The organism is Paenibacillus sp. 37, from assembly GCF_008386395.1.
Taxonomy (GTDB): domain Bacteria; phylum Bacillota; class Bacilli; order Paenibacillales; family Paenibacillaceae; genus Paenibacillus; species Paenibacillus amylolyticus_B.
Genome location: NZ_CP043761.1, coordinates 4,614,718 through 4,628,329 on the forward strand (window position 1 = coordinate 4,614,718; position 13,612 = coordinate 4,628,329).

A 13,612-nucleotide genomic window follows, 5' to 3' on the forward strand; every position below is an offset into this window, starting at 1 on the left:
TTCACCCTTTTTTGGCTTCCGCCAAATTCAGCATTTCCTGTGCGTGATGCAGCGTTTTTTCTGTAATTTCCACGCCGCCCAGCATACGTGCCAATTCCTTCACTCTGCCTTCGTCTGACAGCGATTCCACCTGCGTCATCGTCCGTCCATCGTAAACATGTTTCTCAATGAGATACTGATGATCTGCCATACAAGCCACTTGTGGTAAGTGAGTTATTGAGAAAACCTGACAAGTCGAAGACAAGCGGAACAGTTTTTCCGCAATGGATTGAGCTGCTCTACCACTAACTCCGGTATCAACTTCATCAAAAATCAACACAGGTATCCGGTCATGTCGTGCAAAAATACTCTTCATCGCCAGCATCATTCTCGACAACTCACCACCTGAAGCAATTTTGCCAAGTGGTCGTAATGGCTCGCCCGGGTTCGGCGAAATCAGGAATTCCGCATTGTCCGCACCCTGACGATTCAGACGAATACGACGTCCATTCCATTCAATGCCCTTCGGATCTTCGAAAGGAGTAATCTGAACACGCAACGTAGTCCGCTCCATTTGCAGATCCTTGAGTTCGCTTTCCACCTGTGCAGCAAGTTCCTCGGCGCATTGTTTGCGAACCTTGCTAAGTTCTTCAGCAGACTCCATCACAAGGTTAAGCATTTTGTCACGTTCAGCTCGCAATTTCTCCAGCCGTTCGTCCTTGTTCTCCAGTTGGTCGGTTTCATGGCTAATCTGATCATAATAACTCAGAATAAGTTCAACACTGTCCCCGTATTTCCGTCTGAGGCCAGAAATCAGATTCAGCCTTTGCTCCACTTCTTCCAGCCTTGCCGGATTAAATTCAATCTTCTCCCGGTAATCCCTTAATTGAAATGTCGCATCTTCCAATTGATAAAATGCGGATTGCAATTGTTCTACAATGGGTTGCAGTCCTTTGCTATCATATCCAGAAATGTCTTCAATTCTTGAAAGAGCAATGCTCACAGCTTCAAGTCCGCGTTGACCACTGAGCAGATCATATGCACCAGCAACACTGTCCATCATTTTCTCACTATGGGATAGTTTGACCCGTTCTTCCCCGAGTAATTCATCCTCGCCTCGTGTAAGGCTTGCCGCTGAGATCTCCTCAAGCTGAAACCGATACATGTCCAAGAGTTGATATGCCCGCTGACTGGACTCCTGAAGCGCACGCAGTTCTTTTTCCGCCGTGATAAACTTGCTGTAGCGCTCCTGGTACTTCGCTTTGATCGGTCCGATTACTTCCGAGCCATAGGTGTCGAGAAGCCCCAGATGGCTCTCAGCGCGCAGCAAACTCTGATGTTCATGTTGTCCATGAATATTGATCAGCTTCTCGCCTACTTCCCGCAGCATGGTCAGATTGACCAATTGCCCATTAATGCGGGACGTACTTTTCCCCTGTGTGTTCAGTTCACGTCGAATGACCAGATGCTCTTCAGGCTCACAATGGATACCCAACTTCTCTAATGTCTGCCATACCGGATGACTTTGCTCCATCTCAAACAAGGCTTCCATCTCTGCCTTCTCACATCCGTACCGGATCAGATCAGCTGAACTTCGTCCACCGGCAATTAAGCCAAGTGCATCTATAATAATCGACTTCCCTGCACCCGTTTCCCCTGAAAGTACATGGAATCCCGGATGGAATACAACGTCCACTTCTTCCACCACAGCCAAATTACGAATCGATAACGTAACTAACATCTGCAAAAACACCTCCGGATGACTAACTCAGAAATTATGTTTTTGAACCATTGATTAAGCAATGTAACCCATGATCCGCTCAATAACGGTCACACTGTTACCTTCAGTCCGGCAGATAATCAGAATGGTGTCATCTCCACAAATCGTGCCCATGACTTCATTCCACTCAATATTATCAAGCAGAGCTGCAATGGAGTTGGCTGTTCCTGGCAAACATTTCATCACAACCAGATTGTTTGTGTGATCAATGTGCAAGAAGTTGTCAACAAGTGCACGCTTCAACTTTTGAATCGGATTATATCGTTGATCTGTCGGCAAAGAGTACTTGTATCTTCCGTCATCCATCGGAATCTTGATTAACAGAAGTTCCTTGATATCCCGGGATACCGTCGCCTGAGTCACCTGAAAACCTGATTTGCGTAGTGCTTCAACCAGATCATCCTGGGTCTCAATTTCATTTTGACTAATGATTTCACGAATTTTGATGTGCCTTTGTCCTTTCATACATGCCTCCAGTTAAATGTATTGCAATAAAGCAGCATTTGTAATTCGCCGCAGACTTTGCCCTGCAATGTTCATTCTTTTATATTAGTCCAGATCATCCCCATCATACACATCTTCCTGATAGTCCATGAGCCTGATTAACTTAATATCGGAATCCTCCACGTCAACATACAGCAATCCTTCACAGCCAGGATATAACAACAGGTAATTGAGGAAGCGATCCCTTAGCGCAGGGCCGGTCATTTCAATTGGCTGTCTGCGACGAGACGTTTTCACGAGGTATCTGAGATCCTCACGTTCTGCAACATAATCAATGAATAATCTGCTGTAATAAACGGATTCATTGGCCTCAAAAGCCAGAGGAACCTTCATTTTGCCACCGATGACTTCGTAACCCTGTGCTTCAAGCAAATCCAAGGCCGGGGAATCCTGAATCTTCACGTTCAGCTGCATTCCAGACAAGCTTACCGGCGTCGGTCGGTTCACCCAATTACGCAAGCCAAAGAACAGCCACAAGATCAAACAGACAGCAAGTACACCTATAACGATTGTGTCATATTGACCATCCATTATCGCTCACCTCGAAGACATATTCGAGGTTCAGTAACGATTTCCCTTTACCTCAATCACCTTTCCAGCGAAAAGAAACCCATCTTATGATGAGTTTCCCGTAAATGTATGAGCTGCTTCCTTTGCAACTTGCTCCGCAAGTGCGTCAAGTGAAGCTGGATCGATCTCTGGTTGTGTTGCCTCTGGTGCTTCCAGACGCCAATGTGCGAGAAATTCTATATTACCTTCTCCACCGGTTATCGGTGAAAAAGTTAAACTCTGCAGATGCAAACCAAGTTGACTGGCAAAATGAAGCATCGTCTGCAATACATCCTTGTGTACCTTCGTATCACGTACCACACCGGACTTGCCTACTTTTTCACGCCCTGCCTCAAATTGAGGTTTAATCAATGCAACGATATCTGCAGGTTGTTTCAAAAGAGCCAGAAGTGGCGGCAATATGATTCGCAGTGAAATGAACGACACATCAATGCTCGCAAAGTTCGGCACGGGTCCCGTCAGATCTTCAGGAGTCACATAGCGGAAATTAGTTCGTTCCATAACAGTAACCCGCTCATCATTACGCAAAGACCAGTCGAGCTGATTATACCCCACATCAATAGCGTAGACGTGAGATGCGCCATGCTGAAGTGCACAATCCGTAAATCCACCGGTGGATGAACCTATGTCGAGCATGACAAGTCCATTCATATCAAGGCCGAAATGACGGATCGCTTTTTCGAGCTTTAATCCGCCTCTGCCGACGTAGGGATGTACCGAGCCTTTAACTTTTAGCTCGGCTTCCCTTGGAATTTTCATGCCCGCCTTTTCGATCGGCTCATTATTGGCATATACCAGTCCAGCCATGATTGCAGCTTTTGCCTTCTCACGACTTTCATAATAGCCCTGCTCAACCAGCAGAACATCAATTCGTTCTTTCGGGAGTGACATGTCTGTCTCCTATCATGTAAATTTACGAAGGAAAACGTGTTTTGGGTATGCCATAAGATGATTGAACAGCCATCTTGCGCAGTTCAGCACATACATTTTCAACGGTAAGACCCACTTCCTCACGTTGTTCCTTAATACTGCCATGCTCGATGAAGCGATCCGGAATCCCCATCAATTGTACATGAACATCATGCAGTCCCTGTTCTGCATAAAATTCCAGCACTGCACTACCCATGCTGCCTGCTTGAGATGTTTCTTCAAGTACAATCAATTTGGTGCCTCGAACAGCTAAATCACGCAACATTTGCTCGTCAAGAGGTTTCAGGAAGCGAGCGTTGATTACGCCAGCTGTGATACCTTCCCGCTTCACCATCTCCGCTGCTTCTTCTGCAAGCTGCACCATCGATCCTGAAGCGATGACAGCATATCCCTCCGATGGACGCAGTTGCTCCCATGATCCGATTGGAATCGAAACAAGTACATCATCCAAAGGTACACCGACCACATTGTTTCGTGGATAACGGTAAGCAATTGGACCTTCATTATAATCAAGCGCCGTTTTCATCATATGACGCAATTCATTTTCGTCTTTTGGCATCATCAGAACGATATTTGGAATATGACGCATAAATGCCACATCATACACCCCTTGATGTGTTTCCCCATCCGGACCAACAAACCCGGCACGGTCAATGGCAAACATCACGTTAGCGTTATGTCGGCAAATATCATGTACGATCTGATCATATGCACGTTGCATAAACGTAGAATACACGGCAAAGACCGGCTTCAAGCCTTCCATAGCCAGTGCAGCACACATGGTTGCCGCATGCTGTTCTGCGATCCCTACGTCAATCATGCGGTCAGGAAATTCCTTACTAAAAGGAATGAGACCTGATCCTGTAGGCATTGCTGGCGTTACAGCTACGACCCGCTTATCCTGCTTCGCAAGATCAATTAACGTTTGACCAAACACTTCCGTGTACATCGGTTTCCCCACAGCTTTCAGCACTTGACCGGATTCAATTTTGTACGGAGAAATCCCGTGCCACTTGTGTGAATCGGCTTCTGCTGGCTGATAACCTTTGCCTTTGGTCGTGAGCACGTGAACGAGCACAGGACCATCAACGTTATCAGCCTGTTTGAAGGTTTCAATCAATTTGGGAATATCGTGTCCATCAATCGGACCCAAATACGTGAAGCCCAGTTCTTCAAAAAGAACACCTGGTACCATCATATATTTGACACTATCTTTGATCCAGCTTGCCGATTTGGCCAAACGATCCCCAATAGCAGGAATTTTTTTAAGCATGCCCTCGACATCATCTTTCGCTTTCAGATAATGACGATCCGAACGAATTTTGCTCAAATATTTATGCATGGCCCCAACGTTTGGAGCAATGGACATTTCATTATCATTCAGAATAACCATCAGTTTTCTCTGCTCATGACCGATATGATTGAGAGCCTCAAAAGCCATACCACCTGTAAGCGCTCCATCACCAATCATCGCGATAACTTGGTTGTCCTCACCCTTCAGATCACGTGCAAGGGCCATCCCCATCGCAGCGGACAATGAAGTACTGCTGTGTCCAGCTTCCCATACATCATGTTCACTTTCGTTGCGTTTGACAAACCCGCACAGGCCGTTATGTTGACGCAATGTATCAAAGCGATCCATACGCCCTGTCAGAACTTTGTGCACATAAGCCTGATGCCCTACATCAAAAATCATTTTGTCTGCTGGACTGTTATAGCAGTAATGCAGGGCTACCGTGAGCTCAACCACGCCTAAGTTGGGTGCGAGATGCCCACCTGTAACAGACAGTTTCTCAATCAGAAACTGCCGGATCTCTGCCGACAAAAGGGCAAGATCATCCTGAGACATCGACTTTAGATCACTGGGTTGTTTAATTTGTGGAAGCAGCACGAGAATCTCCCCGCTTTCCTAGATTGTTTAGTTATTGTTGTAAATCGATATATACATTATGAATCAAATGACATTAAATCATTATAACATAAAAGAACAAGAATCATAATTTACTGCACTATACTCCCGATAACGAGCATTCTCGCCAGCAAGTTACTTAAAATTCTTCTCCATATGTATTCCCGCATCCACTGAGGACAGACTTTTCCCATCTAATCGGAAAAAGGACATTACATTTATTACACGGTTATACAGGTTTTGAAACAACGCGTTTTATTCGAATCTAATGGTCTCGACTCATCAGATAATCTGCAATTTCCAGCAATCTGGATGCATCAGGTAACTCGGCTCTTTCAAGTGCATCTTTTGCAGATTGGGTAAGGGATTTCACTTCATCTAGAGAAGCGTCCATGCCAATAAAATAAGGATACGTTACCTTCTGCTGATTCACATCGCTCTGTGTTTTTTTGCCCATCTTCTGCTCGTCACCCGTCAGGTCGAGAATATCATCCTGAATCTGGAACGCCAGCCCCAAATCACGGCCAAACACACGTAAGGCTTCCAATTGTCCTTCCGTTGCTCCACCAATTCGTGCTCCAGCAATGAGTGAGAAAACAATCAGGTCACCCGTTTTGTGCAAATGAATATATTGGAGCTGTGAAAGATCAGTCATGCCTTGCTCACCTTCCATATCCGCAACTTGGCCGCCGACCATGCCTCTTGCTCCAGCAAGTTCGGACATGTCCTCTACGATGGACAGCAGCGCATCTGCCGCCACACCACTACGGCGTCCAGCTTGAACAATGCTATAAAAAGCATGGGTTAACAGCGCATCACCTGCCAATATGGCTGTTGCCTCACCATATACCTTATGATTCGTTAATTTTCCCCTGCGGTAATCATCATTATCCATAGCAGGCAGGTCGTCGTGGATCAGTGAATACGTATGAACCATCTCCACGGCGCAGGCTACCGGCATTGCAGCTGTACGCTGTGCACCGAAGGCTTCCGCCGCAGCAACGACCAGAAGAGGACGAAGGCGTTTACCTCCGGCCATGAGTGAGTACTGCATCGCATCCGACAACGATTGTGGTACATCCCAGTGAACAGGAAGCGTGTGTTTCAACGCTTCTGTCACCTCAGCTGTAACCTCTTCGAGGTATGCTTGAAACGAAGGACGATTACTCATGGACTTCACCGCTCTCATCGTCAGCAGTTCCGAAAGGCTTCTTGCGAAGCTCTCCATCTTCTTCTACGATCATCTCGATCTTGCGTTCCACTTGTTCCAGCTTCAGTCCGCAAAGTTGCGAAAGCTTCATCCCGCGTTGAAACAGATCGATGGCCTGTTCCAACGGAACATCACCATGTTCCAGCTGACCTACGATGTCTTCCAATGCCGCCATTGCCTCTTCAAAATTCAATTCCGGTTCATTCGCCATGGGTATTGTCGTCCTCCTTCATTCCCCAAACCTGACAGTCCAGCTGTCCGTCTGATAATTTAATCTTAATTGAATCTCCAGGCTGTACATCCTTCGTTGACTTGATCAATCGCTGTTCTTGCTCATCATAGACAAGGCTGTATCCCCGTGACATGACTTTAAGCGGGCTAAGCGCATCCAGATGCCGCACAGATGATTTCCACTGTTGTTGCTTCGATCTGGTTATAGACCTGATCGCAAGTTCCAGTTGTCTGCGTGCTGCCGCATTCTCACGGCGTGCTGCATTGACCTGCTCACGAGGATTGAATCGTTGCAGTGCTGCCCGCAGACGCTCCTGCTTCTCTCCTGTCCATTTCATACGCGTATCCACTGTTCTCAAAAGCCGTTGGTGCATCATATCCAGTCGTTCCGTATGCTGCATCAACGTACGTCTTGGATGCACCAGCACTGGCGAACGCTGTAATCTTGCGAGCCGTTCACGATTATGTACAGCACGCTGACGTAAGCTGTGCTGTAACTGGCGCTGACGTTGTCCGATCTGATCAAGCAACTCAGCTCGATTAGGTACAGCTAATTCAGCTGCTGCTGTAGGTGTAGCCGCACGCAAATCGGCTGCAAAATCAGCAATTGTGAAGTCCGTTTCGTGCCCAACCGCAGAAATGACAGGAATATCCGAAGCGACTATTGCTCTTGCCACAATCTCCTCATTAAAGGCCCACAACTCCTCCAGTGAACCGCCTCCGCGTCCAACGATAAGTACATCGGCTTCTCCCATCCGGTTCAAGTTGCCAATGGCTTTGACAATGGAAGGTGCTGCACCTTTGCCTTGGACCAAAACAGGATACAAAACAACTTTGGCAGAAGGGTATCTACGCTGGAGTGTGATCATGATGTCCCGCACCGCCGCTCCCGTCGGTGAAGTTACAACCCCGATGGTCTGGGGATAACGAGGGATCTGTCTTTTTCGCGAAGGTGAAAATAACCCTTCATCCTCAAGCTTTTTCTTCAGCTGTTCGTAAGCCAGATACAGACTTCCAATTCCGTCCGGTTGCATCTGGGTAGCGTAGAATTGATACTGCCCATCCCGTTCATACACCGAGACATTACCACGGGCAATAACCCTTGCACCCTCCTTCGGTACAAAGGGTAATCGCTGGTTATGGGACGCAAACATAATCGACTTAATCCGACTGTCCTTGTCCTTCAATGTAAAATACATATGGCCGCTGGAGTGATGTGTGAAGTTCGAAATCTCCCCGCGTAGCCAAACGTCCGACAGGACCTGATCCGATTCCAGTTTCATTCGAATATACCGGTTCAGGTCTTTGATGGAGTAGATCTTTTGATCTGCCACAGACAAAACCCTAGGCCAATCCGTGAGCGCGCTTGGCAGCGATCAATGTATTTTGCATCAGCATTGTGATTGTCATCGGACCAACACCACCTGGAACGGGTGTAATTGGACCAGAAACTTCTTTCACACTCTCGAAATCAACGTCTCCTGCCAGTTTGCCATTCTCCAAACGGTTCATGCCGACATCGATAACCACAGCACCCGGTTTCACAAAATCAGCATCCACAAAGTTTGCACGACCGATGGCTACAACTAGAATGTCCGCCTGGCGTGTAATTTCTTTCATGTTGGCTGTACGGGAATGACACATGGTTACTGTCGCATTCTCACGTTGGAGCAACAGGGATACCGGTTTGCCAACGATGTTGCTTCTTCCGATGACTACCGCATGTTTACCGGACATTTCCAATCCAGTGCGCTTGATCAGTTCAATTACACCCGCTGGGGTACATGGAAGCAGACTATCGTCCCCAATAACAAGATTACCAACATTGACTGGATGGAACCCGTCTACGTCTTTATCCACGGCAATTGCATCAATAACCGCTTTCTCTTCGATATGTTTCGGTAGTGGGAGTTGCACCAAAATTCCGTTAATGGATTGTTGATTGTTCAGCTTGTCCACCAGCGCAAGCAGATCTTCTTGGGACGTATCTGCATCCAAGCGATGCACTTCGGAGTAGAAACCGAGGTCGTGACATGCTTTTTCTTTATTACGCACATAGACTTGGGATGCCGGATCTTCCCCGACGAGCACAACAGCCAGACCAGGTACTACCCCCTGTTCGCTAAGCTGTTTTACTTCTGTTGTCATGCTTGCGCGGATCTCTTGGGATACTTCTTTACCGTTAATAATAGATGCTGTCATTGTACTCTCTCTCCCTTATGTGAATATAAAATTAGAGGTTGTTCAAAAAGCCCGCTTTTGATTACGAAGGATACTGAAAACCGGTCTTTTTGAACACACACTATAATTAATCATAACTTAAGATAATTTTGCTTTAATGGCGTCAACTTCCTGAATCATGCGTCCAAGTACACCATTGACGAATTTACCGGATTCTTCTGTACCAAAATATTTGGACAGTTCAATCGCTTCATTGACAGATACCTTTGCCGGGATGTCATCACGGAACACCATTTCATACGTGGACAGTCGTAGAATCTGGCGATCTACACGTGACAGACGGCTAATCTGCCAACCTTTCAAATAATCCACAAGCAAACCGTCAATGGCTTCCTTATTGTTCCAGGCTCCTTGTACAATCTCAGTAACATAAGTACGCATTACATCTGCATCGCGGATAACTACTTCAGTTTCATTATCTTCAGCAGCTTCATTGATCAACATGTTCACAGCTTCTGCTGCACCTACCTCATTCATTTCCATCTGATACAGACTTTGTACTGCAATTTCCCTTGCCAAACGTCTTTTCATGTCCTGCCTCCTGCAGCGCTCCGCCTGGAGCGTCATCATGCTTATTTTATAATCCATGCATCCATCTCATCAAATCCTGTATCGGTTAGATCGATGGATTACACGGTATTGTTATTGTTATCCCTTTTCACAAAAAAACCTGCAATACGTTTCCTCCAAAAAACGGGCAACCTAAACTACAGCTCTATTTTCGGAAGAAACATATTGCAGGGTTCAGGTAGGTCACTTAAACGGACGCCAGCGATCGCCCAGCCATTGTCCCCACTCCCTCCAGGGAATGGACGAACCCAGCTTCGAATCGCTTCGTCTGCCTAACGTATAACCAATGAACACCAAGAGTGCAAAGAACAACATATCCCAAAAACCGATCCATACATAAAGAAATCCAAAAAAGATGCCGCCGATAATTCCGGTAATTCGGCCTCTGTGACTATCCCAAATCTCTTTCCACAGCATCAGTGAAACTCACCTCATTCCACTCGACTCTTGTAGTTAGGCGACTGGGTCACATTAGCGATATACACCGTGACAAAAGAAACCGGGATGCCCGTAATCTCTTGTACATGATCATGAATCGCCTTTTGCAGATCAGAAGTCAGCGCAGGAATAGGTGTCTCACCATCCACTACTGCACGGATCATAATCTCCAGTCCTGACTCGACCACACGTATGCGTGCCTTGACATCACGTACTCCCCGGAAACGGGAAGTTGCCTTCAAACAGAGATTCTCAATCGTCTCCATCGAAATCTGTACATCACCAAACTCAGTACGTTGATCTACAGACGGCAACGATGCACGCTCACGCCGAACCGAGATGTAGAAAAATCGCAAACTCAGGATAAACAAAATCGCTGCTGCAATAACCGACGCAACAATAACGTTTTGTTCCTGCTGGTAATTCAATTCGTAAGGCAGCACACCGCTAATCAGAAGAATGACGGCTGCCGATATTGCTCCAACGCTTATGCTGTATATAAACAACAGAAGCCGATCCAGTATTTTAGCCACGAACTGCACAGCCTCCCTTGCTCACTAACATGACTTAACCTGTTCACTAGCAAAAAATCAGATCCTCATCTAGCTTTCGCTATAATGAAGACCTGTCCAAGACGGGATAACCCCCGGCAGATGATGCCGGGGGAATCTGTCTTCTTTTATTTTACACGCTGACTGTTCAGGTCGATCTCTTCCACTTTCTCGGTGCTCTTGAACTGAACGTCATGAATGTGCACATTCACTTCATTCACATTCAATCCTGTCATGTTCTCGATGGAACGTTTCACGTTCTGTTGAATCTCCGTAGCTACCTGTGGCAGACGGTATCCGTACTCGATAATTACAGAAACATCAACTGCAGCTTCACGTTGGCCCACTTCAACTTTAACGCCTTTGGAAAGGTTTTTGCGACCAAGCAATTCAGCAAATCCGCCAGCGAATCCACCACTCATGCCTGCAACACCTTTCACTTCAAGGGTCGCCAATCCAGCAATCACTTCAATAACTTCAGGTGCGATCTGGATTTCACCGATATCCGTTCGTTCAAATTCAGTCGGTAGTGTACTCATAACTGTTCAACACACCTTTCGCGAGATAAGTTTGCGGCCATCCGTCAGGGCGCTGGACTCAGGTTAATCAACCTTCAGACCCTTCCGGTCCGGCTTTACCGGAACTCCTGCAAACATCCGCGAGGTGCGGGCTTATCCTTTGCAGGAGACATGCGCTCTTATTATTCATACTATATCATTTGGGCTACATTATGACAAACAAGCCCAATATACCTTTTAAATCTCGTTTTCCTCAAGAAATTTGATATCAAAGTCACCACGAATGAACGTTGGGTGCTCCAGCAATTTCTGATGGAAAGGAATAGTTGTAGATATGCCTTCAATCGCAAATTCCCCAAGCGCACGCTTCATCTTGGCAATCGCCTCTTCACGATTCGCTCCCCACACGATCAATTTTGCGATCATGGAGTCATAGAAAGGTGAAATGGTATAACCCGGATAAGCAGCACTATCTACACGAACGCCAGGTCCACCTGGTGCAAGGTAGAATCCGATTTTGCCTGGTGATGGCATAAAGTTACGGTCCGGATCTTCTGCATTGATACGACATTCAATGGACCAGCCATTGATAACCACGTCTTCCTGACGGAATGAGAGTGGGTTGCCCTCAGCTACCGAGATCATCTCACGGATCAGATCCACGCCAGTAACCATCTCGGTTACCGGGTGCTCTACCTGAATACGCGTATTCATCTCCATGAAATAGAACTCGCCATTCGGGCTGAGCAGGAACTCCAATGTACCCGCTCCCGAGTAGTCCACAGCAAGGGCAGCCCGTACCGCAGCTTCACCCATCAGTGTGCGCACATCTTCGGAGAGAATCGGACACGGAGCTTCTTCTACCAATTTCTGGCGACGACGCTGAACAGAACAATCACGCTCTCCCAAATGTGCTGCATTTCCGTGTTTATCAGCAATGATCTGAATTTCCACGTGTTTCATACCTGTCAGGAATTTCTCCAGATATACACCTGCATTGCCAAATGCCTTTTGTGCTTCCTGCTGAGCAGCGGTAATCTGCTTAATCAGCGTTTCTTCATCTTCGGCAATACGAATTCCCTTACCTCCGCCACCAGCAGTAGCTTTGATAATGATAGGATATCCGATGTCTCTAGCAATCATGATGGCTTCATCCATATTTTCAACAAGGCCGTCTGATCCAGGAATAACAGGTACTCCTGCATCTTTCATCGTCTGTTTGGCAACAGCCTTGTCTCCCATTTTGGTAATGGCTTCGGGTGAAGGACCGATGAATGTAATGTTGCAGGAACCACAGATTTCTGCAAAGTCAGCATTCTCCGCCAAAAAACCGTAACCAGGGTGGATTGCATCACATTCCGTCAGTGTGGCTACACTCATCAGGTTTGTGAAGTTGAGGTAACTGTCCTTAGACAGTGTCGGTCCGATACAATAAGCCTCATCTGCAAGACGAACATGCAGAGAATCTTTGTCCGCTTCCGAATAGACGGCTACCGTTGAGATGCCGATTTCACGGCAGGCACGAATAATACGTACCGCAATCTCTCCACGGTTCGCAATCAGTATTTTTTGAAATTTCATTTCGTTTTGTCCTCCTTCGAAGCTCATGCGGTTAGCTGTTAACCAGCTATAACGGTTATTCCGGTTTCACCAGGAAAAGGGGCTGCCCATACTCGACCAGCTGTCCGTTCTCAACCAGCACTTCAACGATTTCTCCCTTGATGTCCGCATCAAGCTCGTTCATCAGCTTCATAGCTTCGATGATACATACCGTTGTTTTCTCAACAACTTTATCACCAGCGCTCACAAAAGGACCTGCTTCCGGCGAGGAAGCTCTGTAAAAAGTACCTACCATCGGAGATACAATTTTATGTAAATGACTTGTAGTATCGACCTGCGGTGCAGCTTCATTTACCACTGCTGCCGGCTGTACTTGCGGAGCAGCAATCATTTGCGGTTGCACAGCAGCTGCTTGAACATACTCCGTTTTGCCCGGTTTGCGGATCGATAACCGTGATCCTTCATTTTCAATTTCCAATTCTTGAACGGAACTTTCATCTACCAGTTTAATCAGTTCTTTGATTTCACTCAATTTAAACATTTCCATTATTCACTCCTTCGGCATCATGCCAGTCTCACTAGGACGGTCATATGGCTTTATGTATTATATCATAATCATTA

At 46.5% G+C, this 13,612-nt stretch carries 15 protein-coding genes; all 15 read right to left on the bottom strand.

Annotated features, from left to right (window positions below; genetic code table 11):
- Position 1: 1 nt before the first annotated feature.
- Positions 2-1,720 (bottom strand): DNA repair protein RecN, encoded by a 1,719-nt coding sequence (gene recN, locus F0220_RS19795; protein ID WP_105599532.1) that lies wholly within the window; start codon positions 1,718-1,720, stop codon positions 2-4.
- 54 nt (positions 1,721-1,774) lie between these two features.
- Positions 1,775-2,224, bottom strand: coding sequence for a transcriptional regulator AhrC/ArgR (ahrC, locus tag F0220_RS19800; protein ID WP_017687604.1), 450 nt, complete (start codon positions 2,222-2,224; stop codon positions 1,775-1,777).
- 84 nt (positions 2,225-2,308) lie between these two features.
- Positions 2,309-2,794 carry a hypothetical protein gene (locus F0220_RS19805; RefSeq protein ID WP_091018127.1) on the bottom strand — a complete coding sequence of 162 codons (486 nt, stop codon included), beginning with the start codon at positions 2,792-2,794 and terminating at the stop codon, positions 2,309-2,311.
- Between the two features lie 84 nt (positions 2,795-2,878).
- Positions 2,879-3,724: a TlyA family RNA methyltransferase gene (locus tag F0220_RS19810; protein ID WP_091018128.1), complete on the bottom strand. Its 846-nt coding sequence runs from the start codon at positions 3,722-3,724 to the stop codon at positions 2,879-2,881.
- A gap of 22 nt (positions 3,725-3,746) precedes the next feature.
- A complete protein-coding gene (gene dxs, locus F0220_RS19815) occupies positions 3,747-5,654 on the bottom strand; it encodes a 1-deoxy-D-xylulose-5-phosphate synthase (protein ID WP_105599534.1) in 1,908 nt (635 codons plus the stop codon).
- 283 nt (positions 5,655-5,937) lie between these two features.
- Entirely contained in the window at positions 5,938-6,861 is a 924-nt protein-coding gene (locus F0220_RS19820) for a polyprenyl synthetase family protein (RefSeq protein WP_149846724.1), read from the bottom strand.
- Positions 6,836-7,093, bottom strand: a complete 258-nt coding sequence (xseB, locus tag F0220_RS19825) for an exodeoxyribonuclease VII small subunit (protein WP_017687599.1) — start codon at positions 7,091-7,093, stop codon at positions 6,836-6,838. The genes F0220_RS19820 and xseB overlap by 26 nt, the downstream gene beginning before the upstream one ends.
- On the bottom strand, positions 7,083-8,447 hold the full coding sequence (xseA, locus tag F0220_RS19830; protein WP_091018131.1) for an exodeoxyribonuclease VII large subunit: 1,365 nt from the start codon (positions 8,445-8,447) through the stop codon (positions 7,083-7,085). Before xseA ends, xseB begins: the two co-directional genes overlap by 11 nt.
- A gap of 10 nt (positions 8,448-8,457) precedes the next feature.
- Entirely contained in the window at positions 8,458-9,315 is an 858-nt protein-coding gene (gene folD / locus F0220_RS19835) for a bifunctional methylenetetrahydrofolate dehydrogenase/methenyltetrahydrofolate cyclohydrolase FolD (protein ID WP_017687597.1), read from the bottom strand.
- Between the two features lie 117 nt (positions 9,316-9,432).
- Positions 9,433-9,885: a transcription antitermination factor NusB gene (nusB, locus tag F0220_RS19840; protein WP_017687596.1), complete on the bottom strand. Its 453-nt coding sequence runs from the start codon at positions 9,883-9,885 to the stop codon at positions 9,433-9,435.
- Between the two features lie 222 nt (positions 9,886-10,107).
- Positions 10,108-10,341 carry a DUF2273 domain-containing protein gene (locus tag F0220_RS19845; RefSeq protein ID WP_017687595.1) on the bottom strand — a complete coding sequence of 78 codons (234 nt, stop codon included), beginning with the start codon at positions 10,339-10,341 and terminating at the stop codon, positions 10,108-10,110.
- 14 nt (positions 10,342-10,355) lie between these two features.
- Entirely contained in the window at positions 10,356-10,895 is a 540-nt protein-coding gene (gene amaP, locus F0220_RS19850) for an alkaline shock response membrane anchor protein AmaP (RefSeq protein ID WP_017687594.1), read from the bottom strand.
- A 146-nt stretch (positions 10,896-11,041) separates the two neighbouring features.
- Positions 11,042-11,452 carry an Asp23/Gls24 family envelope stress response protein gene (locus F0220_RS19855; RefSeq protein WP_017687593.1) on the bottom strand — a complete coding sequence of 137 codons (411 nt, stop codon included), beginning with the start codon at positions 11,450-11,452 and terminating at the stop codon, positions 11,042-11,044.
- 216 nt (positions 11,453-11,668) lie between these two features.
- A complete protein-coding gene (accC, locus tag F0220_RS19860) occupies positions 11,669-13,012 on the bottom strand; it encodes an acetyl-CoA carboxylase biotin carboxylase subunit (protein ID WP_091018133.1) in 1,344 nt (447 codons plus the stop codon).
- Positions 13,013-13,067: 55 nt separating this feature from the next.
- Positions 13,068-13,532, bottom strand: coding sequence for an acetyl-CoA carboxylase biotin carboxyl carrier protein (gene accB / locus F0220_RS19865; RefSeq protein ID WP_091018285.1), 465 nt, complete (start codon positions 13,530-13,532; stop codon positions 13,068-13,070).
- Positions 13,533-13,612 lie beyond the last annotated feature (80 nt).

Bases quoted from the DNA above. Each gene is read 5' to 3' on its own strand.
- folD (WP_017687597.1), bottom strand. From the start codon at position 9,315: ATGACAGCATCTATTATTAACGGTAAAGAAGTATCCCAAGAGATCCGC.
- F0220_RS19855 (WP_017687593.1), bottom strand. From the start codon at position 11,452: ATGAGTACACTACCGACTGAATTTGAACGAACGGATATCGGTGAAATC.
- F0220_RS19810 (WP_091018128.1), bottom strand. From the start codon at position 3,724: ATGTCACTCCCGAAAGAACGAATTGATGTTCTGCTGGTTGAGCAGGGC.
- nusB (WP_017687596.1), bottom strand. From the start codon at position 9,885: ATGAAAAGACGTTTGGCAAGGGAAATTGCAGTACAAAGTCTGTATCAG.
- ahrC (WP_017687604.1), bottom strand. From the start codon at position 2,224: ATGAAAGGACAAAGGCACATCAAAATTCGTGAAATCATTAGTCAAAAT.
- recN (WP_105599532.1), bottom strand. From the start codon at position 1,720: ATGTTAGTTACGTTATCGATTCGTAATTTGGCTGTGGTGGAAGAAGTG.
- xseB (WP_017687599.1), bottom strand. From the start codon at position 7,093: ATGGCGAATGAACCGGAATTGAATTTTGAAGAGGCAATGGCGGCATTG.
- F0220_RS19845 (WP_017687595.1), bottom strand. From the start codon at position 10,341: ATGCTGTGGAAAGAGATTTGGGATAGTCACAGAGGCCGAATTACCGGA.
- F0220_RS19820 (WP_149846724.1), bottom strand. From the start codon at position 6,861: ATGAGAGCGGTGAAGTCCATGAGTAATCGTCCTTCGTTTCAAGCATAC.
- F0220_RS19805 (WP_091018127.1), bottom strand. From the start codon at position 2,794: ATGGATGGTCAATATGACACAATCGTTATAGGTGTACTTGCTGTCTGT.
- accC (WP_091018133.1), bottom strand. From the start codon at position 13,012: ATGAAATTTCAAAAAATACTGATTGCGAACCGTGGAGAGATTGCGGTA.
- accB (WP_091018285.1), bottom strand. From the start codon at position 13,532: ATGTTTAAATTGAGTGAAATCAAAGAACTGATTAAACTGGTAGATGAA.